An 11669-nucleotide genomic window follows, 5' to 3' on the forward strand; every position below is an offset into this window, starting at 1 on the left:
AATGATCGATGATCCCGTGACCGGGGCGGTTGAACTGGGTCGCCAGGGCGCGCTCGGCGATGGCCATGCCCACCGCGTTGGCCAGGCCCTGGCCGAGCGGGCCGGTGGTGGTCTCGACGCCCGGGGTGTAGCCGAGTTCCGGGTGGCCGGGGGTGCGCGAGTGCAGCTGGCGGAAGTGCTGCAGGTCCTCGAGACCGAGGTCGTAGCCGGTCAGGTGCAGCAGCGAGTAGAGCAGCATCGAGCCGTGACCGTTGGAGAGCACGAAGCGGTCGCGGTCAGCCCAGTGGGGGTTGGCCGGGTTGTGGGAGAGGTAATCGTTCCACAGCACTTCGGCGATGTCGGCCATGCCCATGGGGGCACCGGGGTGGCCGGAGTTGGCCTTCTGCACGGCATCCATGGACAGGGCGCGAATGGCATTGGCCAGTTCGAAACGGGACGGCATGGGGTAGCTCCTCGCCTGCGGCAAATAAGCATAACGCCGATCACTCACAGCCTTGGCTGCGACCGATCGACAATCTGATGGCTAGATGGCACCGCACGAGGGGGCGGCGCGGATGAATCAGGGCGCTTATTGTCGCCGAGATACGCTCATCCATCAAATATTGGGCCATCCACGCTCGTCCGCGAGCGGTTGAGAGGGAATCATGGCCTCGACCAGCGGCAAATTCTAGGAACGAAACCATCCAGGGTGTAAACTCTTGCCCCCAAAGTCGGCTGCCATAGCCAGTCGGGCTTCGACGAGTGTAGCGTATGCCGCCAATTCAGAGAGTTGCGGCGCGGCTTGCTTGCCTCGGTTTCGTTTTGAATGCCTAGCACTGCATCATCTTTTACAGAGAGGGTCGAGGACGCCATGAGCGAATACTCCCTGTTTACTTCCGAGTCCGTATCCGAAGGGCACCCGGACAAGATTGCCGATCAAATCTCCGATGCGGTGCTGGATGCCATCATCGCTCGCGACAAGCAGGCACGCGTGGCCTGTGAGACGATGGTCAAGACCGGTGTGGCCATCGTGGCCGGCGAGATCACGACGACGGCCTGGATCGACCTGGAAGAGCTGGTGCGTCAGGTGATCATGGATATCGGCTACACGTCGTCCGACGTGGGCTTCGACGGCGAGACCTGCGGCGTGCTCAACCTGATCGGCAAGCAGAGCGTCGACATCGCCCAAGGGGTCGACCGCAGCAAGCCCGAAGACCAGGGGGCTGGCGACCAGGGCTTGATGTTCGGCTATGCCACCAACGAGACCGAATCCTACATGCCGGCGCCGATCCATTACGCGCATCGGCTAGTAGAGCGTCAGGCAGAGCTGCGCAAGAATGGCATGCTGCCGTGGTTGCGGCCAGACGCCAAGAGTCAGGTCACCTTCCGCTACGACGACGACGGCAAGCCCTGCGCAGTGGACGCCGTGGTGCTGTCGACCCAACATGATCCCGATGTCGACGCGGAAGAGCTGCGCAAGATGGTCAAGCGCGAGATCATCGAGCAAGTGCTGCCGAGCGAGTGGCTGAGCGAAGCTACCAAGTACCACATCAACCCTACCGGCAAATTCGTGATTGGCGGCCCGGTGGGCGACTGCGGCCTGACGGGGCGCAAGATCATCGTCGATACCTACGGCGGCATGGCTCGCCACGGCGGTGGCGCCTTCTCCGGCAAGGATCCATCGAAGGTCGACCGCAGCGCTGCCTATGCCGGCCGTTACGTAGCCAAGAATATCGTTGCCGCGGGGCTGGCCGACAAGTGCGAGATCCAGGTCTCCTATGCGATCGGCGTGGCCGAGCCGACCTCGGTATCGGTCAACACCTTCAGTACCGGCAAGGTCAGCGATACCCGAATCATCGAGCTGGTACGCGAGCACTTCGACCTGCGCCCGCATGCCATTACCCGCATGCTCGACCTGCTGCATCCCATGTACCAGCTCACCGCGGCGTATGGTCACTTTGGTCGCGAGCCGTTCGAAGCCAGCTACACTTGGACGGATGTCGATGGCGAGGAGCGTACCGAGACCTTCCTGGCCTTCCCTTGGGAGAAGGTCGACAAGGCCGAGGCGCTGCGCGACGCCGCAGGCCTCTAAACCACGCCGTTTCGCCGCTGCCAACGCCCCGCACCGCGGGGCGTTGGCGTTTGTGGCCGGTGAAGATGGCTCGATGATTGAAAAATCGCTCAGCCTGTAGTGAACTGCTGGAAACCTGATGGTTCAGTTGCTGCTGCCCGAGGGGCGCTGCAGCACCAGCGACGTGAGTGCGCGGGTGCGAGGCTCGGGCAGAAGCGGTGCAATAGGCAACGGCGCCCATTCCTCGGAATGGAGTAGAACGATGAGCCAACTGGCTTCCGCTGATACAACCCCTCAGGACTACAAGGTCGCCGACATCACACTGGCCGACTGGGGCCGGCGAGAGATTCGCATCGCCGAGACCGAAATGCCGGCGCTGATGAAAATCCGCGAGAAGTATCGCCAGCAGCAGCCGCTCAAGGGCGCGCGTATCGCCGGCTGTATCCACATGACCATCCAGACCGCGGTGCTGATCGAAACGTTGATCGAGCTGGGCGCCAGCGTGCGCTGGTCGTCGTGCAACATCTTCTCGACCCAGGACCATGCGGCGGCTGCCATTGCCGCCGCCGGCATCCCCGTATTCGCCTGGAAGGGTGAAACGGAAGAGGAGTTCTGGTGGTGCATCGAGCAGACCGTTGCCGGCCCCGACGGTTGGACGCCCAACATGGTGCTCGACGACGGTGGCGACTTGACGGCATTGCTGCATGAAAAGCATCCGGAACTGCTTGATGCGATCCATGGCATCTCGGAGGAAACCACCACCGGCGTGCATCGCCTCCATGAGATGCTGCGAGACGGTACTCTCAAGGTGCCGGCGATCAACGTCAACGACGCCGTGACCAAGTCGAAGAACGACAACAAGTACGGCTGCCGTCATAGCCTCAACGATGCCATCAAGCGTGGGGTCGACCACCTGATGGCCGGCAAGCAGGCCCTGGTGGTGGGTTATGGCGATGTCGGCAAGGGTTCGGCCGCGTCCCTGCGTCAGGAGGGCATGATCGTCAAGATCAGTGAGATCGACCCCATCTGTGCCATGCAGGCGTGCATGGACGGTTTCGAGGTGGTGTCACCCTACGTGAACGGTATCAACGAAGGGGTGAGCAGCATCAATCGCGAACTGCTGGGCAAGATCGATCTGGTGGTCACTGCCACTGGCAATATCAACGCCTGTGACGCGCCGATGCTCAAGGCGCTCAAGAAGGGCGCGGTGGTGTGCAACATCGGCCATTTCGACAGCGAGATCGATACTGCCTACATGCGTCGGCAGTGGCACTGGGAGGAGGTCAAGCCTCAGGTACACAAGGTCTATCGCGACAGCGACCCGGACGATTACGACCCTGAGAGCGATGACTATCTGCTGCTGCTCTCCGAAGGGCGCCTGGTCAACTTGGGCAATGCCACCGGTCACCCTTCACGGGTCATGGACGGTTCCTTCGCCAACCAGGTGCTGGCGCAGATCCACCTCTTCGAGCGCCGTTTCGCCGATCTGCCTGCGGCGGAGAAGGCCGCGGCCTTGACGCTATCGGTGCTGCCCAAGCATCTCGACGAGGAGGTCGCCCGTTACATGGTCGAGGGCTTTGGCGGGATCATCACCAGGATGACCGAAGACCAGGCCGACTATACCGGGGTTCCGGTGGAGGGGCCGTTCAAACCGGATGAATACCGCTATTGATGGCGATATCGACATCCAGACAAAACGCCGCCCATGGGCGGCGTTTTGCGTTGACTGGGTTCGATGATGTCACTGTGAGGGCGGCTCGTCGGCAGAGCGCGGTTCCATGATACTGAGAAACAACGCATTCGATGTAGGGCTGTTCGGGTGACCAAGGCGAAGCGAATCCTACTGACATGGGTTGGCGTTGCGCTACTGAGCGGTTGTGCAACGATCGAGGTCCCCCGGACATTCTCGACAGCCTTGGATCGTGAAGTCGCGCAGGCTACCTATCTAGGGGCTTGGGCCAGGCAGGCCACTGGGAAACATGAGGGACTGAGTGGCTTGCGGTTGTTGACAGAGGGGCCGGAAGCGTTTGCCCTGCGAACTGCCTTGGCGGATCATGCGCAGGCAACTCTCGATATACAGACCTTCATGCTGGGGGACGATCGGGCTGGACGCGCGGTGTTGAAGCGGATGTTGGATGCTGCGCAGCGTGGTGTCCGTGTGCGTTTGCTGCTCGATGACATGACCAGTGTCGGCAAGCAGGAGTTGCTGGCTGCTTTCGACAGTCACCCGAATATCGAGGTACGTGTCTTCAATCCGGTCCCGGCTGGGCGGGGCAGCTGGCTGGGTTACTTCCTGGCGTTGGCCGTCGACTTCGACCAGCGGCATCGGCGGATGCACAACAAGTTGTGGTTGGCGGATGGTGTGGTAGGTATCACCGGCGGTCGCAACCTAAGCGATGAATATTTCGAGGTTGCCCCTGACGATGTCAACTTCAATGACCTTGATGTCATGGCGATTGGCCCTGTGGTGAGTGCGCTGTCTGACAGCTTCGATGACTACTGGAACCATCCATTGGCGGTACCGCTACGGTACTTTTCACAAGCCCCGACTAGCGCCTGGCGCGATTTGCTGGTCAAGTTCAGTGTCGATGCAAGACAGAAGAAAGCTCTTTCGACTCAGCCCTCGGCGCAACGTTTTGTCGGTGAGGCTGGCCAGGCCCTGCTCTTGTCATTGGAATGGGCGCCAGCCATCGCAATATGGGACCGACCGGAAAAACTGGATGTAGAGAGGTATCCTGCGCTGGAACTGACGCTGCTGGGCCAGCTGGGTGATGCTTTTCGCAGTCTGGACCAGCGGCTGCTGCTCATATCGCCATATGTCGTGCCAACCCCGGCAGGTGCCAGCTACCATGAGGCGCTAGCCGATCGGGGCGTTAGCTTGACGGTTATCACCAATTCTCTGGAATCAACGGATCAACCCTCCCTACATGGCGCTTATATGCCATGGCGACCTGTCCTGTTATCCCACGGTGCGCGTCTCTTCGAGCTGCGTCCGAGGCCACCAGCAAGAGACGGACCGCATGCTTCCGGCGAAGTCTCTGGCCTGCACATCAAGGCCATGGCCTTCGATGACGATCGGGTCTTCATCGGTACGATGAACGCCGATCCTCGTTCGGTGTGGTGGAATAGCGAGGTCGGATTGCTGATCGACAGCCCCGCATTGGGGAATGAACTCTGGTCATTGGCAGAGCAGGGGATGGACCCTGAGCGCAGCTACGAAGTGTTGTTGTCCAGCGATGGGAGGCTCCTCTGGCGTACCGAGATGGAGGGGCGCCGGGTGATATTGAATGAAGAGCCGGGGGGTGCCTGGCGCAAGTTCAAGGCATGGTTCATTCGGCGACTCGATATCGAGCACTTGTTGTAAGGCATTGCCGTACCTGATTGCCATTCAGTCGGCGACAAAGCCTATAAAGCGCCCCACGACCACGATGGCTGGCCACAGCAGGAGGGAAATACCGCCGGCAATGCGCAGGCGCAAGGCGGAGGCGCCCGTCAGGCCCGGGCCGAGGTTGAGTGTCAGGGCATTGGCGATTGCCAGGGCGATCAGGCCCAGCTTGACCAGGAATAGTGGCTGCCCGGCATATTCCGTGGCCCGGCCGATGAACAGCAAGGGACCGGTGGCAAGCACCAGCAGTAACCCAGCGCTCGCCGCACTCTGCAGCAATCGGGCCAACGGCTCGAGGGAAATACTGCGCCACCACCCCAGCAGGCGTAGATCGAGAGGTACGATGGCGCCTACCAGTAGGGTAATCCCCAGCACATGCAGCGTATTGATCGATGCATAGCCCCAGCGCGAAACGCGCAGCCACTGGGCCGGCGATGACTGCTCGAGCAGCAACAACAGCGCCTCCATTGTCGAGGCTCAGACTCGACCGGGGTAGAGCGTGTATTCGTCGTCGTCGATCCAAAGCCTGACGGCTTTCAGCCGTTTCTCATCCGGGTTCGCTGAAGGAGCCCCAAGTACACGGATTTCGACACCTTCGGCCAGATCGCCTTCCTCGAGCCCAGCCCGCTCGTTACGCCAGGGCTGGCCGACTTCCACGGTCCAGGCCGTGCCGTCGACGTCGAGTGTGAGCCTGCCGTGGGGGTTGCCAAGGCTCACTTCGGTGATGGTGCCGACGAGTTCAATGTTCTCGCCGGTGGACCAGCTCCAACCATGATGGGCAAAAGCGGCGGAGGGCGCATAGCCGAGCAGCAGCAGGCAGAGTATTGCGAGCAGCAACAGGCGATGTCGGATGATGATCATGGCGGCGGCCTCGCAAGGTTCGTCACTATTCCTTCCAAGGCTAGTCCTGGTCAACGCGCCTGCAAACAGATCATGTTGCACCGTCACCGAAACGTCATCGCATCGCCATAGTGTCGTCATTTCATGGCGGCTTCCTCACCCTCCTGTGCCAATGAATGGGCCAGTTCCCGGCAGGCGTCGAGCAATTCATTGGCCAGTTCGTCATCGGTCAACGTGCGCGCGATCGCCAGGCCACCGATCATCGTCACCGTTTGTTGCAGCACCTGTCGGCGTGCCGGGTCGTCTGGATCCGAAGTCGAGCTGAAGTAGTCGATGAAGCCCTCGAACAGGCGGGTATAGGTCGCCCTGACTCGTTCGTCCTGCTGGGCAACATCGCTGACCAGGCAGGCCAGCGGACACTGAATGCTGCCGCCACGCAGGTGTTCCTCACTGAGATAGCGCTCGATCCTGATGGCGGCATTCTCCGCTGTGGCAAGCTCGGCCGCTCCTTGTCGGGCAGCGAAGTGGATTGCCTTGGTGTATAGCTCGCTCTTCGACGAGAAATGAGCGTAGAAGGCCCCGCGGGTAAGGCCTGCGTGTTCCATGACGGCATCGATGCTGATGCCGTCGAATCCGTGTCGGATAAACAGAGTAACCGCCGAGTGCAGGATCCGCTCGCGGGTACGGGATTTATGGGTCTCGCTCCAGGGCATGATGATTCCCTCCTTGATCGTCTCGGCGAAGCAATGATGCCGCGAACTCACCATATGTTCTTGAACATATAGTGCTTGGCGCTAGGGTCAAGTGGTCAATGAACACTCAGGAGGCAATCATGAGCGAGCAGGTACATATTTACGGTCCCCAGTTCAGCACGTTCGTACGCAGCGTCCAGTTGTGTTGTGAAGAGAAGGGAATTCCCTACACGGTGGGAACCACCGTCGATGGCGAGCAGGTCGCCTTTCTTTCAGGACGAGCGACACTTCGACTTGCATCCGTTTGGCAAGGTGCCGGTGCTGCTGCATGGTGCGCGCCGGCTGTACGAGACGGCCGCCATCTGCCGCTATCTGGATGCTGCCTTCGACGGACCGGCGTTACAGCCTGGCGACCTCTGGGAACGCGCCCGGGTGGATCAATGGTGCGCCGTGCTGGCACTGTATGTTGACCAGGCGCTGGTACGCTGTTACCTGCTGGAGTTCGCTTTTCCCAAGGGGGCGGATGGCAGCGTGCGCATGGACAGGGTGAAGGAAGCCCAACCGGAGGTATCGAGGATGTTGAGGCTGCTCGATACCCAACTGGGAAAGCGCGAATATCTGGTCGGTGAGCAGTTCACCATTGCCGATGCCATCGCAGCCCCGATGCTCGACTACCTGTTCAAGCTGCCCTCGGCAGCGTCCCTGTTCGCCGATGTGCCGCGTCTTGCGGCTTACGTGCAGCGGCTACACGAGCGGGAATCCTGTCGCAAGGTGCTGATCGATGCCAAGGCGGCATGACCGGTTAGTGATACACTGAAGCGGCAGGCGCCGGGTTGTCTGCGGCTTCTCCTTTACCGCTGCTAGAGGCATTGCATGTCTGCGGCTCGTCCTATCTTCGAAACGCGTGTCTACCCTGAGCGCGTGCTGACCGATCGCCATGCCTTTCACCAGCTTCTGCTGGGGCTGGATGGGTGCGTCGAGTTGGAGGTCGCGGGAAGTGGCATGCGAGTCGAACCGGGCGTACTGGCCGCCATTGCCACGGGCGTCGAGCATCACTACCTGGCCCCGCGCGACAATGTCGCTTTGGCACTGGATCTACCGGTCGAATGGTGCGAGACACTGCACTTGGGCGCGTTGTTCGAGACCCGCCCGCGCCGGCTGCCACCAGAGCTGCTGAGCCGTGCCCGCCGGCTCGTTGTTGGTGATTCGGCGGCGCTGGCCGGCTGGTTGAGCGAGGTGCTGACGCACTCCTGGGTGCAAGATCGCGAACCCCGCTTGCGACTACTGCGGCTGCTGCCCGAGATCGAGGCCGATCTGGCACGTCCCTGGCGAGTGCGTGACTGGGCGGCACGCTGTCATTTGGCCGAGGCTGTCTTCGCCCGTCAGTTCCGCGCCTTGACTGGCCGCTCTCCCCATGCCTGGCTGGTCGAACGACGCCTGGCGTGGGCTCGGCGGTTGATGCTGGATTCTCGGGTCTCACTCACCGAGGTCGCCTTGGCCTGCGGCTTTGCCGACGCGGCGCATTTCTCGCGTGCCTTCCGGGCCCAACATGGGGTATCGCCTCGCCAGTGGCGAGGTGCTCAGGCTAGTCCGGTGAGCCGCAGCAACCCTTCCAGATAGAGCGGGATCAGTAGTGGAGCGACAAGCGTAGTCACGAGTACGGCGATAGCGCCCTTCTCCGGACGGATCGAAAGCTCCATGGCGACCACCACCACATTGGCGGCCATTGGCACCACGCCGATCAATAGCAGTGCCAAGGCCAGTTCCGGGGCGATGCCGATGGTGGTCTGCAATGTTACGACCACCAATAGGGCGATCAGTGGCCACAGCCCATAGCGCACCACCACACAGGCTGCGATGAAGCGCGCATCCAACTCGCGTATCGTCACGCGCCCCAGGGTCATGCCGATGATCATCATGCCCAGCAGGGTATAGGTGGCCGGGAATACCGCGAGGCTATCCATTACCGGCCCAGGTATCGCGATTTCCAGCGCACTAGCCAGCAGGGCGGCAAGGAAAGCGTATACCAGCGGTAGGCGAGCGATCTTGACCAGACTCTGTCGCACCGAAAATTGCCCGCGAGCACTCACATAGAAGCCGACGGTGAATTCATAGAGCGTGATCCCCAGCAGGCAGAACAGGTATAAGGTCACGCCTTCGGGAGGCAGCAGCACCATGGCGATGGGCAGCCCGAAATAGCCGGTGTTGCCGGTACCTCCCGAAAAGGCCAGCACCGCGGCTTCCTGAGCCGGAAAGAAGGGGCGAACCAGGCGTTGGACCAACAGGCATATCAGGCTGGCGACAACGAAGGAGCCCAGCGTCAGCAGCAGGTAAGTCGGTGTCGGGCCACCCAGGATCAGGCCGCGGAAGAAGGTCAACGGGGCAATCAGGTAGATCAGCAGCGTGGCGATGGGCCGGGGATCGATGGCCAGCCGCCGTGCGCACAGCCAGCCAAGACCGACGAAGGCCAGCAGCATCCAGAGGGGAGTGATGAGAGTGGGGCCCAGATCGAGTTCCACTATTCGCGCTTCCGCATATAAAAACATGCATCATGCCTGGTTCGGCGGTCGTTGTCAGTGCCAAGGGCGACGGATGGGATTTGAAGGTCAGAATTGTTCAAGTCGCATATCGCGTTGGCTGGCAAGCTTGGTCTCGCTTTCATGACCGAGGAAATCGCCATGACCGAGACCCGCTTGTCTGCGCCGAAGCTCCGCGCTACCGCCATTGGTGCGACCACCGTGTTCAACTGGGCGCTGCTTGCGGCGTTGACCCAGCTCTCTGGGCCAGTACCACCTTTCCTGCTCACTGCGCTGGCATTCTCCATCGCCTTTGTCTGCTTCGCTGTCTGGCTGCAATGGCGCGGGGCTTCGCTGGTTGCGCCACTCCGGCAGCCGTTCGGCGTTTGGGTGTTGGGTGTCGGTGGGCTATTCGGTTATCACGCTCTCTATTTCGTTGCCCAGCAGAATGCACCGCCGGCCAATGCGGGGCTGATCAGCTACTTGTGGCCGCTGCTGATCGTGCTCTTCGTGGCGTTGCTGCCGGGTGAACGGTTGAAGTCGGCTCATGTCATCGGTGCCTTGCTGGGGTTCTCTGGAGCCGCCTTGCTGGTGGGGGGCGATGTGAATGCGGGAGGTGGCGCACTCGGCTACATGGCCGCGTTGGCCTGCGCTTTCGTATGGAGCGGCTATTCGGTTCTTTCACGGGTGATCCGAGACGTTCCTACTGCGGCGGTCGGTGGTTTCTGCCTGGTGACGGCGTTGCTGGCGGCTCTGTGTCACCTGCTATTCGAGACGACCCAGTGGCCTCAAGGGGTGGGTTGGCTGGGCGTGATAGGCCTGGGGTTGGGGCCGGTGGGTAGCGCCTTTTTCACTTGGGACGTGGGAGTCAAGCATGGCGACCTGCGTTTGTTGGGGTTCCTGGCCTATTTCACCCCGTTGTTGTCGACCCTGGTGCTGATTGCCACCGGTTATGCCGTTCCTTCGGCGCTATTGGCGGTAGCTGCCGTGTTGATCACTTTGGGGATGTTCATCGGTAGCGGAAGGTTGCGGTGGCCGGGCAGAGAGCCTCATGAAGAGAGAGCTTAGTGCCACTGGTTCTATTACAACGACTTCTTATATGATTGAAATCGATACACAGCCAGGGAAACTTTCATTGGTCGCAACACCTGGATGTCGGCACAATGCGCACATGACCAAGGCTGGCCGATGGCCGAGAGGGATGTCTCGGCGTCGATAATCGCCTGAAGATGAAAATACCGAATATGAGAGTCGCTCGCCAGGGCGACCAGAGAGGGTTGAATCAATGAGTTTACAAGAGCATTCGCTGGACATCAGCTTCGAGTTCTTTCCGCCCAGTACCGAGGCCGGGCGCGAGAAGCTGATGGGTGTACGCGATGCCCTGGCCGAGCGCAAGCCACGCTTCTTCTCGGTGACCTATGGCGCGGGTGGTTCCACCCAGGCACGCACCACTCAGACCGTCAAGGCAGTACGCGAATGCGGTATCGAAACGGCACCGCACCTGTCATGCATCGGTAGCGACAAGGGCGAACTGCGCGAGCTGCTTGCACGCTATCGCGACGATGGAATCAAGAGCCTGGTGGCACTGCGTGGCGATCTGCCGTCAGGCATGGGCGGCATTGGCGAGTTCCGCTATGCCAACGAGCTGGTCGAGTTCATTCGCGAGGAAACCGGCAACCATTTCGAGATCGCTGTAGCGGGTTACCCCGAGTCGCATCCTCAAGCGCCGAACTTCGAGAAGGATCTCGAGAACTTCGCGCGCAAGGTCAGGGCCGGAGCCAATCTCGCCATCACCCAGTACTTCTTCAATGCCGAGGCCTATTTTCACTTCGTCGAACGGGCCAGGCGCCTAGGGGTCGAGGTGCCGATCGTCGCCGGCATCATGCCGATCACCAACTATACCAAGCTGGCGCGTTTCTCCGACGCTTGCGGGGCCGACATTCCGCGCTGGATCCGCAAGCAGTTGGAGGCCTATGGCGACGACAGTGCTTCGATCCGGGCTTTCGGCGAGGAGGTGGTATCCCGGCTGTGCCAGGAATTGATCGATGGCGGTGCGCCGGGTCTGCATTTCTACACCCTCAACCAGGCTGAAGCGACGCTCAAGGTCCTCGATAACCTTTCCTGATCCGGGGCGCGATTCCCTGCCTTGGGGGAATCTCCACTCGTCGTTGTCGTGCAAAAAGAAA

General features: G+C 61.0%; 11 protein-coding genes, 1 pseudogene and 1 riboswitch. Of the genes and pseudogenes, 7 read left to right on the forward strand and 5 right to left on the reverse strand.

The genetic code is table 11. From position 1 onward, the window contains the following. A pseudogene (locus tag IE093_RS20945) lies at positions 1 to 442 on the reverse strand (transketolase); the annotation flags it as partial. A 408-nt stretch (positions 443 to 850) separates the two neighbouring features. Between IE093_RS20945 and metK the strand changes: the two are divergent. The 3 genes from metK to IE093_RS20960 all read left to right on the forward strand — a co-directional run bounded on the left by metK (position 851) and on the right by IE093_RS20960 (position 5414). Then, positions 851 to 2071 (forward strand): methionine adenosyltransferase, encoded by a 1221-nt coding sequence (metK, locus tag IE093_RS20950; protein WP_189472658.1) that lies wholly within the window; start codon positions 851 to 853, stop codon positions 2069 to 2071. 133 nt (positions 2072 to 2204) lie between these two features. Next, positions 2205 to 2296, forward strand: a riboswitch (S-adenosyl-L-homocysteine riboswitch). Between the two features lie 16 nt (positions 2297 to 2312). Further along, on the forward strand, positions 2313 to 3722 hold the full coding sequence (gene ahcY / locus IE093_RS20955) for an adenosylhomocysteinase (RefSeq protein ID WP_189472660.1): 1410 nt from the start codon (positions 2313 to 2315) through the stop codon (positions 3720 to 3722). 324 nt (positions 3723 to 4046) lie between these two features. Beyond that, positions 4047 to 5414 (forward strand): phospholipase D family protein, encoded by a 1368-nt coding sequence (locus IE093_RS20960; RefSeq protein WP_189472662.1) that lies wholly within the window; start codon positions 4047 to 4049, stop codon positions 5412 to 5414. A gap of 24 nt (positions 5415 to 5438) precedes the next feature. On the opposite strand, the gene IE093_RS20965 is transcribed toward IE093_RS20960, so the two are convergent. From IE093_RS20965 to IE093_RS20975, 3 genes are all read right to left on the reverse strand, one after another. Continuing rightward, positions 5439 to 5903 (reverse strand): hypothetical protein, encoded by a 465-nt coding sequence (locus IE093_RS20965; protein ID WP_189472664.1) that lies wholly within the window; start codon positions 5901 to 5903, stop codon positions 5439 to 5441. Positions 5904 to 5912: 9 nt separating this feature from the next. Further along, a complete protein-coding gene (locus IE093_RS20970; protein WP_189472666.1) occupies positions 5913 to 6296 on the reverse strand; it encodes a DUF6152 family protein in 384 nt (127 codons plus the stop codon). Positions 6297 to 6412: 116 nt separating this feature from the next. Next, positions 6413 to 6988, reverse strand: coding sequence for a TetR/AcrR family transcriptional regulator (locus IE093_RS20975; RefSeq protein ID WP_189472668.1), 576 nt, complete (start codon positions 6986 to 6988; stop codon positions 6413 to 6415). 228 nt (positions 6989 to 7216) lie between these two features. Between IE093_RS20975 and IE093_RS20980 the strand changes: the two genes are divergently transcribed. Beyond that, entirely contained in the window at positions 7217 to 7765 is a 549-nt protein-coding gene (locus IE093_RS20980; protein ID WP_229803846.1) for a glutathione S-transferase family protein, read from the forward strand. Between the two features lie 75 nt (positions 7766 to 7840). Then, positions 7841 to 8587: a helix-turn-helix transcriptional regulator gene (locus tag IE093_RS20985; protein WP_189472670.1), complete on the forward strand. Its 747-nt coding sequence runs from the start codon at positions 7841 to 7843 to the stop codon at positions 8585 to 8587. Here the strand turns inward: IE093_RS20985 and IE093_RS20990 are convergent. Next, positions 8548 to 9444 (reverse strand): AEC family transporter, encoded by an 897-nt coding sequence (locus IE093_RS20990; RefSeq protein ID WP_229803851.1) that lies wholly within the window; start codon positions 9442 to 9444, stop codon positions 8548 to 8550. The genes IE093_RS20985 and IE093_RS20990 overlap by 40 nt on opposite strands. Before the next feature lie 201 nt (positions 9445 to 9645). Here IE093_RS20990 and yddG point away from each other — a divergent pair, with 201 nt between their 5' ends. Both yddG and metF read left to right on the forward strand, forming a co-directional pair. After that, a complete protein-coding gene (gene yddG / locus IE093_RS20995; protein WP_189472674.1) occupies positions 9646 to 10551 on the forward strand; it encodes an aromatic amino acid exporter YddG in 906 nt (301 codons plus the stop codon). A gap of 217 nt (positions 10552 to 10768) precedes the next feature. Further along, on the forward strand, positions 10769 to 11608 hold the full coding sequence (metF, locus tag IE093_RS21000) for a methylenetetrahydrofolate reductase [NAD(P)H] (RefSeq protein ID WP_189472676.1): 840 nt from the start codon (positions 10769 to 10771) through the stop codon (positions 11606 to 11608). Positions 11609 to 11669 lie beyond the last annotated feature (61 nt).

This window comes from Litchfieldella qijiaojingensis, assembly GCF_014651875.1.
Taxonomy (GTDB): domain Bacteria; phylum Pseudomonadota; class Gammaproteobacteria; order Pseudomonadales; family Halomonadaceae; genus Litchfieldella; species Litchfieldella qijiaojingensis.

Excerpts from the sequence above, each read along its gene's own strand:
- IE093_RS20965 (WP_189472664.1), bottom strand. The coding sequence starts at position 5,903 with ATGGAGGCGCTGTTGTTGCTGCTCGAGCAGTCATCGCCGGCCCAGTGG.
- IE093_RS20970 (WP_189472666.1), bottom strand. The coding sequence starts at position 6,296 with ATGATCATCATCCGACATCGCCTGTTGCTGCTCGCAATACTCTGCCTG.
- IE093_RS20975 (WP_189472668.1), bottom strand. The coding sequence starts at position 6,988 with ATGCCCTGGAGCGAGACCCATAAATCCCGTACCCGCGAGCGGATCCTG.
- metK (WP_189472658.1), top strand. The coding sequence starts at position 851 with ATGAGCGAATACTCCCTGTTTACTTCCGAGTCCGTATCCGAAGGGCAC.
- IE093_RS20990 (WP_229803851.1), bottom strand. The coding sequence starts at position 9,444 with ATGCTGCTGGCCTTCGTCGGTCTTGGCTGGCTGTGCGCACGGCGGCTG.
- yddG (WP_189472674.1), top strand. The coding sequence starts at position 9,646 with ATGACCGAGACCCGCTTGTCTGCGCCGAAGCTCCGCGCTACCGCCATT.
- ahcY (WP_189472660.1), top strand. The coding sequence starts at position 2,313 with ATGAGCCAACTGGCTTCCGCTGATACAACCCCTCAGGACTACAAGGTC.
- IE093_RS20980 (WP_229803846.1), top strand. The coding sequence starts at position 7,217 with ATGGCGAGCAGGTCGCCTTTCTTTCAGGACGAGCGACACTTCGACTTG.
- IE093_RS20985 (WP_189472670.1), top strand. The coding sequence starts at position 7,841 with ATGTCTGCGGCTCGTCCTATCTTCGAAACGCGTGTCTACCCTGAGCGC.
- metF (WP_189472676.1), top strand. The coding sequence starts at position 10,769 with ATGAGTTTACAAGAGCATTCGCTGGACATCAGCTTCGAGTTCTTTCCG.